Genomic DNA, 17,118 nt, shown 5'->3' on the forward strand with positions numbered 1-17,118 from the left:
TCGGATTCTTCGCGAGCATCTCCGCCACAGGCATCGTGCTCGGCACAATCTCGCTGTACACCCGGGCCTCACGGACCCGACGAGCAATGAGCTGCGCATACTGCGCACCGAAATCGACAACGAGGACCGGTTCGGGGGGAACTGCTGGCACGGGGCGGCCTTCCGGAAGTGAAGTGCGGTGCTGGAAAGGGGAGTTTACGGCCGCAGCGGTCAACGCGTGCCGCTGCGGCCGGGGCTGTCAGGCGTTGCCCTGGTCCCAGGAGTTGAGGTAGGCGACCTGCTCATCGGTCAGAGTGTCGATGTCGACGCCCAGCGTCTGGAGTTTCAGGTGCGCCACCTGGTCGTCGATGTCGGCCGGCAGGGTGTGGACGCGGCGGTCCATGTCCGCGGCGTTCTTGACGAGGTACTCGCAGCCCAGGACCTGGTTGGTGAAGGACATGTCCATCAGGGTGGCAGGGTTGCCCTCGGCCGCGGCGAGGTTCACGACTTCACCCGCCGCGAGCAGGTTGACGCGGCGACCGTTGGCGAGGGTGTACTGGTCGACGCCGGGGCGGGGTTGGGTGTGCTTGAGTGCCGCGGCGCGCAGTGCCGGGACGTCGATCTCCACGTCGAAGTGACCGGAGTTGCAGACGATGGCGCCGTCGGGCATGCGGGCGAAGTGCTCCGCCGTGAGGACGTTCTTGTTGCTGGTGACGGTGACGAAGATGTTGCCGAGCTCTGCAGCGCGGTCCATCTCCATGACCCGGTACCCGTCCATGACGGCTTCCAGGGCACGGACGTGGTCGACCTCGGTCACCAGGACGTCGGCGCCCATGCCGCGGGCCCGTGCCGCGACACCCTTTCCGCACATGCCGTAACCGGCCACGACCACGCGTGAGCCCGCGACCAGGGTGTTGGTCAGCCGGAGGATGGCATCCATGGTGCTCTGACCGGTGCCGTAGCGATTGTCGAACATGTGCTTGGTGCGCGCCTCGTTGACGGCTATGACGGGGAACCGCAGCAGCCCGTCGGTCTCGAGGCTGCGGAGGCGTTGGATGCCTGCCGTGGTCTCCTCCAGACCGGCGATGACATCGGACGCGGCATCCGTGCGCGGGCCGTGCAGCAGGCCGGTCAGGTCGGCGCCGTCGTCGATGACCAGGTGGGGGCGGGCGTCGAGGACGTGGTGGCAGTGCTTGGTGTAGGTCTCGCGGTCCTCGCCCTGGATGCCGTAGACGTACACGCCCTGTTGGGCCGCGTACGCGGCGACCGCGTCGTTCGTCGTCCTCACATTGGACGCGCACAGGAAGACCTCGGCGCCGCCGGCCTGGAGGGTCAGGGCGAGGTTGGCGGTCTCGGTGGTGATGTGGACGGCGATGGCGATGCGCTTGCCCTGGAAGGGCTTCTCGACGGCGTAGCGCTCGCGGATCCGCGCCAGGATGGGCATGGACTGGGACGACCAGTCGCACAGTCCCGCGCCGTGGCTCGCGAGGCTGGCGTCGGCGACGTCGCTTGCGTGGAAGGTGGGCGTCATGGTGTTGCTCCTGGGGCTCGTGCGGGGCTAGGGGGTGTAGACGGGGAGGTGCAGCAGTGCCTCCACGTCGGGTCTGCGCTCTCCCTCCGTGGCCACGGTCAGTACCTGCCGCACCGTTCCGCCGGCCGCGGCGACGAGCTCGCGGAGTGCCTTGAGGGTGCCGCCGCTGCTGATGACCTCGTCGACGATGGCTACTTGGCGGCCCTCGATGAGTTCGACATCGTCCTCGCCGAGGAAGAGTTCCTGCTGTCCCGGAGTGCCGATGCTCTGGACCGGAACGCGAAGAGGCTTGGTCATGTTGGGACGCAGCTTCTTGCGGGCGATCACGTAGGGGCACCCGGAGTGCTCGGCGAGCTCGTGCGCGAGCAGGATGCCTCCGGTCTCCGGACCCACGATGACATCGACGTCGTCGGGTATCCGCTGGGCAAGTTCGCGGGCGCAGGCGACGGTGAGTTCCACGTCGCCATACAGCTTGAGGAAGGCGATACCGACTCCGTCTGCCACTTGAACGACCGGCAGCTCGCGACGGACGTCGCCGATGGTGATGGTGTGCGTAAGCGTCATGACACAGTCCTGGATTCAGACGGAGGGGAGAGCGGTGAGGGCGAGTGCCAGATCGTCCAGGCGGTTGCCTTCGGGGCCGCGCAGCGGAAAGACCGTGCTGCCCAGCACGAGTTGGTCCGCTCCGGCGGCCACCAGGCGCGGGGCCGTGGCGGGTCCGACCGCCCCGTCGGCCTCGACCCGCCGCACCACTCCGCGCTCGCGCAGCTCGGCGGCCTCGGCGAGAGTGAGCAGGGCCTCGTCGCGGAACGGCCTTCCCACGCCGCCCGGTTCGACGCTCATCACGGTCAGCTGGGCGGGTGCCAGCCGCTCGACCAGGTCGCGGTTCAGCTGCTCTCCCGGATCGACGACCAGGCCCACCTCGGTGGACCCGGTGGCGGTCAGGCGCTGCAAGCTGGCCAGGACCTGTGGGGTGACGGTCCGCTGGTGGACGCAGACGGTCGAGGCGCCGCGCTCCGCGGCCTGCTCCAGCAGGTCGCCGGGGTGCTCCAGCATGGCGTGCACGTCGATCGGCAGGCCGCAGCCGGCCGCCAGGTCGCTGATGGTCTCCAGGGGCAGTCCGACGTTCTGCGCGAAGGCCGGGTCGATGAGGTCGACGTGCAGCCGGCTGATCCCCAACGCGCTCACGCGCTCGATGTGTTCGCCGAGTCGGGTCAGGTCGAGGCAGACCACGGACATCGACAGCGTCGGCAGCCGCCCGGCCGTGGGGGTGAGGGCGGGGGCGAGCAGCTCAGTGGGAGCCTGCATGTGCGGCGAGCCTTTCCTCTGACGGGGACGGGTTCGGGGACGGGGACGGGGAGGGGGAGGGGGAGGGGGAGATCTGTTCGGCTACGGCGTCGGCGATCAGGGGGAGGACGGGGGTGACATCGACGCCGGGGATACGGGGCCGGTGGCCCGCCGAATCGGTGGTGAGGACGCGGCGCAGCGTCCCGTCGTCCAGGGCATCGGCCAGTCGCTGTTCGCCGGTTGCCGTGGGGCGCAGGTGGGTTGCCGCACAGAGCACCTGGCATCCCTCGAACTCCGTCTGCATCAGCCGGGCCACCGCGAGCATGGTTCCCGCGCTGGTGATCAGGTCGTCGACGACGATGGCGCGGTCGAACGGGCCGAGTGCGGTGGCGGCGAGGGTCGCGGTGACGGAGTCGGGCCCGGTGCGGGTCTTCGTGGCGGTGGCGACTGGCAAGCCCAACCGGTCGGCCAGGCGGCGGACTTGGCCGGCTGCCCCCGCGTCCGGTGCCACGAGTACCGTACGGCCGGGCACGACCCAGGGTCGGACCAGGTACGTCAGCGCGTTGTCCGGGGGAAGTTGCACCAGGTCGACCGGCTCGCTGAGCGGTCCGAGACGGTCCTGGGCGCCCGAGGCCAGGGTGACGATCCGGTCGATACCGGCTGTCGCGGCGAGCTGGGCCAGCAACCCTGCCATGACCGGGCGGCGTTCACCGGCTACGTGCCGGTCGTGGCGCGCGTAGGCGAGGTGCGGGACGACGGCGGTGACGGTGCGGGCCCCGTGCTCACGGTAGGCGCGGGCCACGGCCAGCAGGGCCATCGTGGACTGGTCGACCTGCTCGGCGGGCCCCGTCAGGGACTGGTGGATGACCACATGCGCGCCGGTGGGGTCGCCGGGCAGGTCGACGCACAACTCGCCGTCGGGGAACCGTCCGTCGACCAGCTCGTGCTTCTCGGCGGCCAGGCCGCGTCGGTCCAGGGCGTCGTGCAGGGCGCTGAGCCCGTCGGGGAAGTCGTCGGCGAAGGACCGGCATGCGACGGTGATGGTGCCGGTGCCGGCGCTCATGAGACCAGCTCCTCTGCTGCCGGGCAGACCAGGCGCAGTGCCGTGCGCAGGTCGTCGCCCCGGTAACCGTGCGCGGCCAGCGCGGTGAGGGCGGGGGAGGCGTTGACGGCGACCGTCCGCCGGAGGGTGCGGAAGAGCGGGAGGTCGGAGGTCGAGTCGCCGAAGGCTATGACGTCATCGGCCGTCGCGATGCCGAGTTCGGCCCGTAATTTCTCCACTACCAGCGGCTTGTCCTCGGGGTTGAGGATGGCGTCGGGGTAGTCGGACGCGAAGACGTGGTCGAAGCCGTCGAGGCACTCGGCGAACTCCCTGTGCGACATCGTGACCAGGACGGTCGTCGTCCCGCATTCGCGCAGCCACGCCAGACTCTCCCGCATGCCACCGATGAAGCGTGCGGTGTCGAAGGCCTGGCGGTAGACGGCCGGGCCGCCTGTACTCCAGCATTCCAGAGCGCTGACCGCGAAGGCGCGGCTGTCGATCTCACCTCGGTCGTATGCCGCTTCCAGCTCGTGGATGTCCGCCTGGGCGCCGACCACTCGGGCGATCTCCCGGCATGAGGTCGTCTCCGGAAGCAAGGTCCCGTCGAGATCGAACACGGCAAGGGCGGGGACGTCAGCAGTGGGGAAGGTCATGCTTCCGCCACCTCCGCGAACAGGTGCGGCAGCGCGCGGTGATGCGCGAGGCGGGAGAGGAGGACGTGGGGGTCGTCCTCGACGATCACGTTGTCGAGGTAGCGCCGGTGCACGAAGCCTTCGTCGGCCGCGTGTTCCAGGAACCTCAGGAGGGGGGTGTAGTAGCCATTGGTGTTCAGCAGGGCGCACGGCTTGCTGTGCAGTCCGAGCTGGGCCCATGTCAGGACCTCGAACAGCTCCTCCGCGGTGCCGAATCCGCCTGGCATTGCAACGAAGGCGTCGCCCAACTCGGCCATCAATGCCTTGCGTTCATGCATGGTCTGTACGACGCGTAAGTCGGTCAGGGCGGTGTGGGCGACTTCGTGTTGGACGATGCTCTGTGGAATCACTCCGGTGACATGGCTGCCGCCCTGAAGTGCCGCGTCCGCCACACATCCCATCAGGCCGGTGGACGCTCCGCCGTAGACCAGGTCCATACCTTCCCGGGCCAGTGCCTGCCCTAATCGGCGTGCCGCGTCGATATAGCCGGGATGCCCGCCGGATGAGGCCCCGCAATACACGGTAACGGCCGCTGTCATGAGGTCTCCAAGTGCTGAACTTCGATGACTTTACCTCTGGTTGGGCAACCACATCATACGTATGATGTCCTGCGCAAGGAGTACCGGAAGCTGAACCTCCACCGCGCAGGGAAGAGTTGGGGAAACCGTTGTCTGAATGGCTCCACGGGACGGAGAGCTCCCCGGCCGACGCACCTCACATGACGGGAAAGGACCTGGCCTTCAGGCTCGGTGTGTCCCAGAGCACCGTCTCACTGGTGATGTCGGGCAAGTGGCACGGCCGCGTCTCGGCCAGAACGGCGCAGAAAGTACTGGATGGCGCTGTCGACTTGGGGTACAAACCCAATCTCGCGGCGCGCAGCCTGCGATTGGGGCGGACCGGCACGGTGCTGCTGGTCGTGCCGTCCATGACGAACCCCTATTTCGCCGACGTGCACAGCGGAGCGGCCCACAGCGGAGCCGGCCGGGGGACCGGCGTGATCGTGTACCCCCTCGACGGCGAGGACGGACAAGGCCCGTTCCCTTCCCCGCGACAAGCCATCGACGGGGTCCTCGCGTGCGCCGTGTCCACCGGCAGCATCGACGCCCTGCGGGACGGTGTTGCCGCGGTCGCCCTCGACAGCGATCCGGACGACGCCGACATTTCCTCGATCACCATGGACGTCGGCGCCGGAATGCGGTCCGCCGTGGACTGCCTGGTCGATTTGGGACACCGGAATCTCCTCCACGTACGCGCGGAACGTGACGCCTGGACGTTCAGGCAGCGCGCCGAGGCATTCCGCAGTCGGCTCGCCGTCCACGGTGATGTGCAAGGCCGAAGCCTGGTCGTCCCGTTCGACGGCGTACGGGCGCGAGAGATCATCGTGGCCGCGCTGCGCCGCGACACCGCGGTGACCGGAATCATCTGCGACGACGACAACATGGCCGTCAGCGCCTACTCCGCCGCGCAGAGCCTGGGCCTGTCCATCCCGCGTGACCTGTCCGTCATCGGGTTCGACGACCTGCCCATCGCCTCCTTGCTGGTACCCGCCCTCACCACGGTGCGCCTTCCCGCCCGTGAACTCGGCCGCCTGGGAATGGAGCAACTCCTGCGCAACGACGCCGAGAAGACCAGGACCGTCCTGCCGGTCGAGTTCGTCCAGCGGGACTCTGCGGGACCGCCGCCTCGAAGTTGAAATCGAAGTCGAAGAAGTCGAAGAAGTTGAAGTCGAAGGAGTCTCTTCATTCATGCCCCTGGCAATCCTCGCACTGGCCGTCAGCGCTTTCGCGGTCGGTACGACCGAGTTCGTCATCATGGGATTACTCTCGGACGTGGCCGCCGACCTGTCCGTCTCCGTACCCGTGGCCGGCTATCTGGTGTCCGGCTACGCCCTCGGCGTCGTGGTCGGTGCCCTGCCCCTGGCGGCCTTGACCACTCGTTTCCCCCGCCGGGCGATTCTCGTACTGCTCATGGCCGTCTTCGTCGTGGGCAACTTCCTGGCGAGCGTCGCACCCGGATACACCCTGCTGCTGTCCGCACGCGTACTGGTGTCACTCGCCCACGGTGCGTTCTTCGGTGTCGCCTCGGTCGCCGCCGCTGATCTTGTCCCCCCGCACCGCCGGGCGACCGCCATCTCGCTGATGTTCAGCGGCATGACCGTCTCGACGATTCTCGGCGTGCCCCTGGGAACCTTCATCGGCCAGCATTTCGGCTGGCGGGCAACCTTCTTGGGTGTGGCACTGATCGGTGCTGTCGGACTTCTCAGCATCCTTGTGCTCCTGCCCGCACAACCCCGCCCTGAAGGCGGCGGACTCCGCACCGAATTGGGTGCGTTCCGCCGGAAACAAGTGTGGATCACCCTCCTCGTCACCACGCTGGTTTCCGCGGCGATATTCGCCTCCTTCACCTACATCGAGCCCATGCTCGTGAAGGTGAGCGGCTTCGCGCCGGCCGCGGTCACGATGATTCTCATGCTCTACGGAATCGGGATGTCCATAGGCAACCTTCTCGGCGGACACCTTGCCGGGAAATTCCCGGTCGCCACACTGCACGGCACGCTCGTCGCGTTGGCGGTGCTGCTCGCGGCGTTCGCCTGGACCGTCCACTTCAAGACACCTGCCGTGATCACCCTGACGGTGCTGGGGCTGTGCGGGACCGCCGCGATTCCCACCTTGCAGCACCGCATCATGCACGTGGCCTCCGAGGCACGCACTCTCGCCTCGGCCGCCAATGTCGCGGCGCTCAACGTCGGCAACGCGCTTGCCGCCTGGCTCGGCGGCGTGGTCATCGACGCGGGCTATGGCTACGCCTCGCCCAATGTGGTCGGCGCGCTGCTTGCCGTGGCCGCCACTTTCATCGCGATCGTGACCGACCTCAACCGCCGTGGGCGGCGCGCACTGTCAGCCTGAGTGGCCGAAGCGGTAGCCGTACACGGTGCGCGGATGGATGCGCAGGAGCGAGTCGTGGGGGCCGTGGGTCCAGCCGGGCAGGGTGCGGCGGTAGTGGGCGGCCTCGTCCGGGTCGGTGACGCTCTCCACCGGACCGGTGGCCGTCACCGCCCAACCCGTCCCGGTGGTGGGGTTGATGAGGTCCGAGTGATAGGTGACGGTGACCTGGCCGGTGAGGGCGGGGGCGGGGGTGCGGACGATGAGGCGGCCGTACTCCAGGACGTGTGAGGCCGGCCGCACCGCGACGGCATCGCGCTGCCCGTACACCAACCGACCCTGGTCGGCGCCGCCGAGCAGGTAGAGGGCCTCCTCCCCGGAGACGTCGACCATGCGGCGCGGCGCGGGAGTTGCGGTCATCGGGCGGGCTCCTCTTGCAGGTGGGTGCGTGCGGCGGCGATGGCTTCCGGTGTGGTGGCGTACTCCTTGCCGTCCGGCCGTATCAGGTCCAGTACGCCGAGGGATTCGAGGACTTGACGCTGGCCGGGGCGTACGCCGGAGGCCAGGACGGTGATGCCGCGGCGGCGGAGTCCGGTCACGGCGTCCTTGAGCACGAGGGCGCCGGTGGCGTCGATGGTGGACACCCGGGACATGCGCAGTATGACGACGCGTACGTCCGTCACCTCGGACAGCTCGAGCAGGAAGCGGTGCGCGGCGGCGAAGAACAGCGGCCCGTCGAGCCGGTACGCCACGATGTGCCCGTCCGGCAGGGCATGTTCGCCGGTGGTGTCGGTCGTGAGAGGCGTCCGGTCGAGGCTGGCCTGCCGGGCCACCGCGCGCAGCGCCAGCGCACCGGCGACGGCCAGGCCGATGAGGACCGCGTAGACCAGGTCGAGCGTCACGGTCGCCACGGCGGTGAGGACGAGGACGAGGCCGTCGGAGCGGGTGGCACGGGCCATGGCCCGGAGCGAGCCGGCCTCGACCATGCGGATCGCGGTGGCGATCAGCACGCCGGCGAGGGCGGCGAGCGGGATACGGGAGACGAGCGGGGCCGCGGCGAAGACGACGACCGCGAGCACGGCGGCGTGGGTGAGGGCGGCCAGCCGTGACGTGGCACCGGTACGGACATTGACCGCCGTACGCGCTATCGCACCGGTCGCCGGGACGCCGCCGAAGAGCGGAGCGGCGATGTTGGCCAGGCCCTGGCCGAACAACTCGCGGTCGGGGTCGTGTCGTTGTCCGGTGGTCATCCCGTCGGCGACGGATGCGGACAGCAGGGACTCGAGGGCCGCCAGGGCCGCCACCGCGACAGCGGGCGTCAGCAGCGAGCCCAGGGCGTCCGGGTGGAGGAAGGCGAGGGAGGGGGCGGGCAGTCCGGCGGGCAGGTCCCCGATCGGACGGGCCGCGTCCAGGTGGCACGCCTGGGCCACGACCGTCGCACCGGTCACCGCCACGATCGAGAACGGGATCGTCGGCCGCCACCGCGCACCGGCCAGCATGACCACGGCCACGGCGGCGGCGAGGGCAATGGCCGTCCAGTTGGGGGTCCTGGTGAACGTCTCGATCGCCCGCCAGGCCACTACCAGGACTTTGTCGCCCTCCGGTTTGGGCACCCCCAGGGCGTTCGGCACCTGCTGCAGGCCGATCACGCAGGCGATGCCGAGCGTGAAGCCCTCCACGACCGGAGCCGGGACGTACCGCATGCAGCGCCCGGCGCGGGCGAGCGCGAGGGCGATGAGCAGTACGCCTGCCAGCAGCCCGACGGCCAGGACGCCGCCGGGGCCGTACTGGGCGACGATCGGGACGAGGACGACCGTCATCGCGCCGGTGGGGCCGGAGACCTGGAGGTTCGAGCCGCCGAAGATCGCCGCCAGCGCGCCGGCGACCACGGCCGTGGCCAGCCCGGCCTCGGCGCCGAGGCCCGAGGAGACGCCGAAGCCCAGCGCGAGCGGCAGGGCCACTATCGCCACGGTCAGTCCCGCCAGCAGGTCGCGCCCGGGATCGCGGCGCGCGGCGGCGAGGTCGTCGCGGCCGGGCAGGAGGGAGCGCACCCGGGCCAGGGCGGCCCGGACGGTGATCGTGCTCACTCGGCCCCGCCCCCGGTTTCCCGCAGCTCCCGCAGGAGCGCGTTCTGGCCATTGATCATCTGCGTGAGGATCCGCCGGGCGGCGCGCATCAGCTCGGCCACGTCCCCGCCCGCGAGTTCGTAGACGACCGTGGAGCCGGTGCGGGTGGACATGACGATCCCCGAGCGGCGCAGCACCGCCAGCTGCTGGGAGAGCGCGGCCGGTTCCACCTCCATCGCGGCCAGCAGGTCGCGCACAGGGGTGGGCCCGTCCTGGAGCAGCTCCAGCACCCGGATGCGGACAGGGTGCCCCAGCATCCGGAAGAACTCGGCTTTCGCCTGGTACAGCGGGACTGACACCAAAAACCCTCGATCGCTTGCGGGGACGGTCAATGCATCATGTAGGGAATTGCAGAAGTTTGCAATTCCCTGTCGCGGGGCCGCCCCGCCGGCCGGGAGCCGGGTGTCACAAGTCGTTGCCCGCGTACGAGAGGTTGAAGCTCTTGTTGGTCAGCGGGAAGTCCGGGACGATCGTGTCGGCCAGGGCGACGGGCAGCGCGGGCCAGTTGAAGAAGGACGGGTCGACGGGCTTGACCCGGCTCAGGGTGTGATCGGGTGCGAGCTCGACGCGGGTGGTGATGGTGCCGCGCCAGCCCTCGACGATCCCCACTCCCGATCGCGGGCTGTCGCCGCGGGCCGGGGGGACGTGGGCCAGGGGAACGCGGACGGTCCCCGGCCGCAGGCCCTCGGCGAGGCGGGCGATCAGGGCGAGCGAGGCGTCGGTCTCGTCGGCGCGGACGAGGAAGCGGGCCAGGACGTCGCCGGTGAGGTGAACGGGCACGGTCAGGGCGCCGCCCAGGTCATGGAAGGGGTGCGACAGCCGGGCATCCGTCTCCAGGCCGCTGGCCCGGGCCACGTACCCGAGGCAGCCGAGGTCCCGGGCGGCGGTGGGGGAGAGCCGGGCCGTGGTGGTCAAACGGTCGCGGATCGTGCTGTGGCCGAGGGCGAGGCCGGTGATCTCACGGATGTCCGCGCCGATCGCCGCCATCCGCCGCGCGCCAGGCAGGGCACGCAGCGCCGCACCGCCGGGGAGCACGCCGCCGCGCAACAGGCGGTGCCCGGTGATCTCGTCGTTGAGGCGCAGGAGCTGTTCGCGGATCCGCAGGGCGTGGGCGTTGAGGATGCCGTGACCCACGTCGTTGCAGAGCGCTCCGATGTCGGTGATGTGGTTGTACAGGCGCTCGAGCTCGAGCAGCAACGCACGGGCGCGCTGTGCCTGTTCGGGTACGACCGTGCCGGTGGCCTCTTCCGTGGCGAGGCAGTAGGCGAGGGCGTGGCCGACGGCGGTGTCACCGCTGATGCGTTCGGCCAGCGGGAGGCCGCGCTCGACGGTACGGCCCTGGAAGAGCTTCTCGATGCCCTTGTGGACGAACCACAGCCGCGCCTTGAGCTTGATGATGGTCTCGCCGACGACCGAGAACCGGAAGTGGCCGGGTTCGATCAGTCCGGCGTGGACGGGGCCGACGGGGATCTCGTAGACGCTGTCCCCCTCGACCTCGTGGAAGGGGTAGGGGCCCTCGGGTTCGGAGAACGACGGCGGAGGCCCCGCGTCCGGGCGCATGGGGTACCAGCCGCGCGGCCAGTGGTAGTGGCGTACCAGGCGCCGGGGCAGCGGGTGGTCCAAGGGGACGACGCCGTGCAGGTCGCGCATCTCGCGTTCGAACCGGCCCGCGGCGAAGGAGAGATGGGCCACGGTGGGCACCTCGGGTGCGGCCGGGTCGAGCCGCACATGGAGTTCGGTACGGGTGTCGGGCGGGCCGGAGACGAACAGGTACACCACGCGAAGGGCCGTCTCGTCGTGGTGGGCGGCGATCAGCGCCGGCCGGTGGCCCTGGCCGATCAACTCGCCGACGCGGGCCACGACCTGGTCCGGGCCGGCCTCCTCGATGGTGCGGTGGTGCATGGGTCAGCGCCCTCCGATGATCGCGGCGGCATCGTGCAGCAGACCGGTCAGCGGGCCGGTGGTCGTACCGAGGACGGCACAGGCCAGCAGCCCGGCCACGAGTGGGGCAGCGGCGGCGGCCCCGATCCGTACTACGGCGGCCGGCGTGCCGGGGGCCGCGGGCGCGGGTCCGAGGGTCATCCGCGCGGTGCGCAGTGCGAGCGCCGCGAACGCGGCGAGGACCAGCAGCAGGGCCACGCCGACGGGCCACCCCATCCCGGCGGCGAACCCGGCCCGGACGATGCCCAGTTCGGAGGCGAACAGGCTGAACGGCGGCATGCCCAGCAGGGCCAGCACCGCCAGCCCGAAGACCGCGCCCAGCAGCGGCGCGCGGGCCAGCAGACCGCGCACCCGCCCGATGGCACTGGTGCGGCGCAACCGGAGGATGTGCCCGGCCGAGCAGAACGCGACGGCCTTGACCAGGCCGTGCCCGGCGATGTGCAGCAGCACGGCGGCGATCGCCAGGGGGCTGCCCACGGCACTGCCCAGGGCGATCAGGGCCATGTGCTCCATGCTCGAATAGGCCAGCATGCGCTTGTAGTCGCGCTGCCCCAGCAGGATCCCCGCCGCGAGCGCGAGGGTCGCCAACGCGGTCACGGCGAGCAGGAGACGGGCGTAACCGGAGCCCAGGGCCGCATCGGCGACGACTTTGTAGCGCAGGATCGCGGTGAAGGCGACCGAGAGCAGCACTCCGGACATCAACGCCGAGACGGGCGCGGGTGCTTGGCTGTGGGCGTCCGGCAGCCAGGCGTGCAGCGGCACCAGGCCCGCTTTCGCCCCGAAGCCGAGCACGACCAGTCCGGTGCCGAGGCGGGTGACGTCCGGGTCGAGCCCGTGGGCATGGGCGGCCAGGGCGGGCCAGTCCAGTGCCGCCGCTTCGGAGAGCCCGGCCCGGCGGGCCGCGTAGTAGATCAGCACGGTGCCGAGGAAGGCCAGCGCGATGCCCGCCGAGCAGATCACCACGTACTTCCAGGCGGCTTCGACGGAGGTGCGGGTGTTGCGGTGGCCGACGAGGAACGCGGTCACGACGGTGGTGGCCTCGATGGCGACCCACAGCACGCCGAGGTTCTCGGCGAGCACGGCGGCGGCCATCGCGGCGAGGAAGACGTGCACCAGGACGCAGTAGCGGCGGGCGGCCTGCCCGTCGTCGTGCTCGCCCTGTTCGTCCCGTTCATCCTGTTCGCCCGCGAGGTACGCGGGAGTCGCGGCGCAGGCCAGGGCGGCGACGGCGCCGATGACCAGCAGCATCCACACGCTCAGCGCGTCGGCGCGCAGCAGATGGCCGTAGGCGGCGACGGGACGGTTGTGGTGGCCCACGGCCAGGGCGGCACCGGCGGCGAGGATGGCGGCGGGCGAGATCAGGCCGGCCCAGCCGCTGACCGTCCGCTTCACCGGCAGCAGATATGCGCCGGCGGTCGCCAGCGGCACGGCGACGGGCAGGGCGAGCAGCAGGCCGGTGGTGGCCCCACTGGAAGTGTTCGGCATCAGTCGTGGAGCCCCCGCAGGTCGTCGATGTCCGTACCGCCGAAGGCGGCCCGCATCCGGGCGGTGAGCAGGTGCAGCACCAGGACGGCGAGCAACAGGTCGAAGGAGACGCCGAGTTCGACGATCAGCGGCACCCCCGAGGTGGCCAGGAACGCGGTCGCCGTGATCCCGTTGTCCAGGCTCAGGAAGCCGACCATCTGGGCCAGCGCCCGGCGCCGGGTGGCGAGAACGAGGAAGCCGATCAGCACGACGGCCAGGCCCACCGGCAGCGCGCGGGTCGCGGGCGAGGGCGCGAGCTCGACCAGCGGACGGGCCGCGGTGTAGGCGAGCAGCGTCAGCACCGCAGCCGTCAGCAGCGAGGCCGCCACGTTGGCCAGGGGCTGGGTCTCCCGGGTCTGCCCGCTCCTCACCAGGGCCCGCCGCATCAGGTACGGCAGCACCCCGGCCCGCAGCACCCCCACGCCGACGGCGACGCCGACCAGGTCCCAGCGGGCCTCATGCGCGCCCAGCAGCGCGCCGATCGCGGCCAGCGCGACGCCCTGCAGGGCGAAGACCCGGACGACCGCGGACAGTTCGCGGTACCACAGCACCAGGACGGCGGCCAGCATGAAGGCACCGCAGGCCAGGTCGAGGAGCTGGGTGTACGTACCGGCGCTCACCGTCGGCTCACTCTCCTCACTCTCCCGTCAGGAAGTACGAGGCGGTCACCGCGAGCAGCGCCAGCAGGAAGGACCCGGCGAGCAGTTCGGGCACCCGGAACAGGCGCAGCTTGGCCCAGAACACCTCGACCGCCGCCAGCGCCGCGCCCAGCAGCGTCACCTTGGCGGCGAACAGCACGAGGCCGACGACGACCGCGGCCGGCGCGGTGCCGGTGGCCGTCCCCCACGGTGCGGCCAGGGAGGCCAGCAGTCCGAGGAGGACGGCGAGCCGCATCTGGGCGCCGAGTTCGACCAGGGCGAGATCGGGACCGGCGTACTCCAGGACCATCGCCTCGTGGATCATGGTCAGTTCCAGATGGGTGGACGGGTTGTCCACGGGCAGCCGTCCGGTCTCGGCGAGGGTCACCACGGCCAGCGCCAGGACGGCCAGCAGACCGGAAGGAGAAGCCAGGCGCGCGGGCTCGTGGATGCGGTCGGTGACGATGTGCGCGAGGTTGGTGGAACCGGACGGTATCGACAGGGCGAGGGCCGCCAGCAGGATCGTCGGCTCGACCAGCGCGGCCACCGTCATCTCCCGCGACGCCCCCATGCCGCCGAACGCCGTGCCGGTGTCCAGCCCGGCGAGCGCCAGCGCGGCGGTGCCCAGGGCGAGCAGCGCCACCACCACGATCAGGTCGGCGCTCGCGCTGACCGGCGTCGCGGTGGACGCGAGCGGAACCAGCGCGGCGATGACGGCGGCGGTGACGACCAGCAGCAGGGGCGCCGTACGGAAGGCGGGCCCGGTGCCGGAAGGGGAGACGGGCTCCTTGCGCAGCAACTTGCGCATGTCCCGCCACGGCTGGGTGATCCCCGCCCCGGCGCGGCCCTCCAGACCCGCCCGTACCTGCCGCATCAGACCGGTCAGCAGTGGCGCCCCGCCGGTCACGAGGACGACCTGGGCGGCCACCGCCGCCGCGCCCGCACCGTTCACCGGGCCACCGCCAGGATCACCAGGAGGGCCACCAGGCCGGAGAAGCCGTAGCCCAGGTACAGATGGAGGCTGCCGTTCGCGAACCGGCGGGCGAAGACGCCCGCACCGGACAGCGCGGCCAACACCGGCCGGTACAGGCGGTGTTCGACCCGATCGGGCACCCGGCTCTGATACCGCACCTTCTCCACCAGGTAGGCCGACTCCTGCGCGTGGGTGACGTCGACGTCCCGCTCCGGGGCGAGGACGTCGTCGAAGACCCGTTGCAGCGGTTCGGCGAACGAGGTCGCCGTGTACGCCATGCGCGGTGTCGGCGCACCGCCGCCGCAGTCCCACAGCCTGACGCCCACGCGGCGTCGGCGGCGGCCGGCCAGCCGCACCAGGGCGCCCACGGTCAGCACACCGGCGACCAGGGCGACCGCCACCCACAACGGCGAGAACATCGCGGGGAAACGGGCCAGACGCAGCCGCAGCAGACCGCTGTCCAACGGCTGCCCACCGGTCAGTCCGGCCGCGGCGACCGCCCGTGACAGCCCGCCGGCCAGCATCTGGGGCACCAGGGCGAGGGCGGCGCAGAAGGCGGCCAGCAGCCCCATGCCGACGAGCATCACCGGCCCGCTCTCCCGCGCCCCGGCGGCCCCCGCGCTGCGCGGCCGGGCGAAGAACCCGATCCCGAGCGCCTTGACGAAGACGGCGGCCGCCAGCCCCGCGGACAACGCGATGGCGGCGACGGCCACCGGCAGCATCACCGCCGTGGTCGCCCCCGGTACCGCGAGACCGTGGATGAGCGCCTGGAACAGCAGCCACTCGCTGACGAAGCCGTTGCCCGGAGGGAGCGCCACCGCACCGAGCGCGGCCACGGCGAACAGCCCGGCGGTCGCCGGCATCCGCGCCCGCAGCCCGCCCAGCAGGTCCAGGTTGCGCTCCCCGGTGGCCTTCAGTACGGACCCGGCCCCGCAGAACAACAGCGCCTTGAACGCGGAGTGGTTGACCACGTGCAGCAGTGCCGCCGCCAGCGCGAGCACCGCCCGCGCCTGGTAGCCCGAGGTGGCGAACAGCCCCGCCGCGCCCACCCCGGTCAGTACCAGCCCCAGGTTCTCGCTGGTCGAATAGGCCAGCAGCCGCTTGAGGTCCTTGGCCATCGCCGCCTGCAGGATCCCGTACATCGCCGACAGCGTGCCCAGCACCAGGACGAGCAGCCACCACCAGTGCGGGCCGCCGCCCAGCAGGTCGAACCCGACGCGCACGATCCCGTACACGCCCAGGTTGACCATGGCCGCGCTCATCAACGCCGAGACATGGCTGGGGGCTTCGGGATGCGCGCGCGGCAGCCAGGCGTGCAGCGGCATCATGCCCGCCTTGGACGCGAAGGCCGCCAGCGCCAGCACGAAGACCGTTCCCCGCGCGGCCGGTGACAGCCCCGCCGCCCCCGCGCGAAGGGCGGCGAACGTCTCGCCGCCCGCGCGGGCCGCGAACAACGCGAAGGCGGCCAGCAGCAGTACGAAGCCCAGGTGGGTCATCACCGCGTACCAGAGCCCGGCCTGTCGCACCTCGGCCCGCTGCCGGTGCTCCGCGACCACCAGCAGCAGCGAGGCCAGCGCCATCACTTCCCACAGCAGCAGGAAGGAGGAGACGGCGGACGCCGCCGGGACGAACACCAGGGCGCCCGCGAAGACGGGCAGCGCGGCCTGCACCCAGCGGGCCTCGTAGCCGTGCCCGGCGTACCCGATCCCGTAGACCGCGACCGCCACGGTCACCGCACCGGCGACCGCCATGAACAGCCCGGACAAGGCGTCCACTTCGAGACGGACCCCGGCGAGCGGCAGCAGTCCGGGCAGCGACGCCGACCAGTGCGCGCCGCGCAGCGCGGCGGCACCGGCGACCGCACCGGCGGCGCCGACCCCGGCCGTGCACACCCCGGCCGCCACGACCCGGGCCCGTACGGGCAGGAGCGCACCGGCCGACGCGCCGGCCCCGGCCAGCCCCGCGCCGAGGGCCAGGGCGGAGCCGACGGCGTTCACCGGCCGGTCACGGTGCGCAGCGCCGCCACGATCGCCTCCGGCCTCGGCGGGCACCCCGGCACCTGCACGTCCACGGGTACGACATCGGCGACCGCGCCCTCGACCCCGTAACCCCCGGCGAACTCGCCGCAGTTCATCGCGCAGTCGCCGACCGCGACGACCAGCCGGGGCTCGGACATCGCCTCCACCGTGCGCCGCAGCGCGGTGGCCATGTTGCGGGTGACCGGACCGGTCACCAGTGCCGCGTCGGCGTGCCGCGGCGATGCCACCAGCCGGGCCCCGTACCGCTCCGCGTCGTACACCGGCCCGAAGGCGTTGCCGATCTCGATCTCGCATCCGTTGCACGATCCGGCGTCCACGCACCGGACCTGCACCGATCCGGCCAACTCCCGGGCTTTCGGCGGCGCTTGGCCGTCGGGTTTCGGCGGTGCGGGCTCGGCCACGCGCCCGGTCCGACGGATGGTGCGCAACAGGGTCACGACGACAGCCCTATAGCAACTGCCGAC

General features: G+C 71.3%; 17 protein-coding genes. 2 read left to right on the forward strand and 15 right to left on the reverse strand.

Translation table 11 applies throughout. From position 1 onward, the window contains the following. Nucleotides 1-238: 238 nt before the first annotated feature. From ACV530_RS05870 to ACV530_RS05895, 6 genes are read right to left on the reverse strand one after another with little or no spacing between them, the layout of a single operon-like run. Nucleotides 239-1,510 carry an adenosylhomocysteinase gene (locus ACV530_RS05870; RefSeq protein ID WP_494331169.1) on the reverse strand — a complete coding sequence of 424 codons (1,272 nt, stop codon included), beginning with the start codon at nt 1,508-1,510 and terminating at the stop codon, nt 239-241. Between the two features lie 27 nt (nt 1,511-1,537). Further along, nucleotides 1,538-2,074, reverse strand: a complete 537-nt coding sequence (locus ACV530_RS05875) for a phosphoribosyltransferase family protein (RefSeq protein ID WP_494331170.1) — start codon at nt 2,072-2,074, stop codon at nt 1,538-1,540. Between the two features lie 15 nt (nt 2,075-2,089). Next, entirely contained in the window at nt 2,090-2,818 is a 729-nt protein-coding gene (locus ACV530_RS05880) for a ribulose-phosphate 3-epimerase (RefSeq protein ID WP_494331171.1), read from the reverse strand. Next, nucleotides 2,802-3,860 carry a ribose-phosphate diphosphokinase gene (gene prs / locus ACV530_RS05885; protein WP_494331172.1) on the reverse strand — a complete coding sequence of 353 codons (1,059 nt, stop codon included), beginning with the start codon at nt 3,858-3,860 and terminating at the stop codon, nt 2,802-2,804. Before prs ends, ACV530_RS05880 begins: the two co-directional genes overlap by 17 nt. Beyond that, complete coding sequence (locus tag ACV530_RS05890) at nt 3,857-4,492, reverse strand: HAD family hydrolase (RefSeq protein ID WP_494331173.1); 636 nt, start codon at nt 4,490-4,492, stop codon at nt 3,857-3,859. The genes prs and ACV530_RS05890 overlap by 4 nt, the downstream gene beginning before the upstream one ends. After that, a complete protein-coding gene (locus tag ACV530_RS05895; RefSeq protein ID WP_494331174.1) occupies nt 4,489-5,070 on the reverse strand; it encodes an LOG family protein in 582 nt (193 codons plus the stop codon). The genes ACV530_RS05890 and ACV530_RS05895 overlap by 4 nt, the downstream gene beginning before the upstream one ends. Nucleotides 5,071-5,249: 179 nt before the next feature. Here ACV530_RS05895 and ACV530_RS05900 point away from each other — a divergent pair, with 179 nt between their 5' ends. Further along, nucleotides 5,250-6,224: a LacI family DNA-binding transcriptional regulator gene (locus tag ACV530_RS05900; RefSeq protein ID WP_494331175.1), complete on the forward strand. Its 975-nt coding sequence runs from the start codon at nt 5,250-5,252 to the stop codon at nt 6,222-6,224. Between the two features lie 52 nt (nt 6,225-6,276). Then, entirely contained in the window at nt 6,277-7,437 is a 1,161-nt protein-coding gene (locus ACV530_RS05905) for an MFS transporter (RefSeq protein ID WP_494331479.1), read from the forward strand. Here the strand turns inward: ACV530_RS05905 and ACV530_RS05910 are convergent. From ACV530_RS05910 to ACV530_RS05950, 9 genes are all read right to left on the reverse strand, one after another. After that, on the reverse strand, nt 7,429-7,833 hold the full coding sequence (locus tag ACV530_RS05910; RefSeq protein WP_494331176.1) for a pyridoxamine 5'-phosphate oxidase family protein: 405 nt from the start codon (nt 7,831-7,833) through the stop codon (nt 7,429-7,431). The genes ACV530_RS05905 and ACV530_RS05910 overlap by 9 nt on opposite strands. Next, nucleotides 7,830-9,500, reverse strand: a complete 1,671-nt coding sequence (locus ACV530_RS05915; protein ID WP_494331177.1) for a SulP family inorganic anion transporter — start codon at nt 9,498-9,500, stop codon at nt 7,830-7,832. Before ACV530_RS05915 ends, ACV530_RS05910 begins: the two co-directional genes overlap by 4 nt. Beyond that, nucleotides 9,497-9,838: an ArsR/SmtB family transcription factor gene (locus ACV530_RS05920; RefSeq protein ID WP_494331178.1), complete on the reverse strand. Its 342-nt coding sequence runs from the start codon at nt 9,836-9,838 to the stop codon at nt 9,497-9,499. Before ACV530_RS05920 ends, ACV530_RS05915 begins: the two co-directional genes overlap by 4 nt. Nucleotides 9,839-9,944: 106 nt before the next feature. Beyond that, complete coding sequence (locus ACV530_RS05925; protein WP_494331179.1) at nt 9,945-11,441, reverse strand: hydrogenase large subunit; 1,497 nt, start codon at nt 11,439-11,441, stop codon at nt 9,945-9,947. A 3-nt stretch (nt 11,442-11,444) separates the two neighbouring features. Then, a complete protein-coding gene (locus ACV530_RS05930) occupies nt 11,445-12,965 on the reverse strand; it encodes a proton-conducting transporter transmembrane domain-containing protein (RefSeq protein ID WP_494331180.1) in 1,521 nt (506 codons plus the stop codon). Further along, nucleotides 12,965-13,624: a hypothetical protein gene (locus tag ACV530_RS05935; RefSeq protein WP_494331181.1), complete on the reverse strand. Its 660-nt coding sequence runs from the start codon at nt 13,622-13,624 to the stop codon at nt 12,965-12,967. The genes ACV530_RS05930 and ACV530_RS05935 overlap by 1 nt, the downstream gene beginning before the upstream one ends. A gap of 16 nt (nt 13,625-13,640) precedes the next feature. Further along, nucleotides 13,641-14,594 carry a respiratory chain complex I subunit 1 family protein gene (locus ACV530_RS05940; protein ID WP_494331182.1) on the reverse strand — a complete coding sequence of 318 codons (954 nt, stop codon included), beginning with the start codon at nt 14,592-14,594 and terminating at the stop codon, nt 13,641-13,643. After that, nucleotides 14,591-16,612 carry a proton-conducting transporter transmembrane domain-containing protein gene (locus tag ACV530_RS05945; protein ID WP_494331183.1) on the reverse strand — a complete coding sequence of 674 codons (2,022 nt, stop codon included), beginning with the start codon at nt 16,610-16,612 and terminating at the stop codon, nt 14,591-14,593. Before ACV530_RS05945 ends, ACV530_RS05940 begins: the two co-directional genes overlap by 4 nt. Next, nucleotides 16,609-17,091, reverse strand: a complete 483-nt coding sequence (locus tag ACV530_RS05950) for an NADH-quinone oxidoreductase subunit B family protein (RefSeq protein WP_494331184.1) — start codon at nt 17,089-17,091, stop codon at nt 16,609-16,611. The genes ACV530_RS05945 and ACV530_RS05950 overlap by 4 nt, the downstream gene beginning before the upstream one ends. Nucleotides 17,092-17,118 lie beyond the last annotated feature (27 nt).

It is taken from the genome of Streptomyces sp. SX-6, assembly GCF_059089585.1.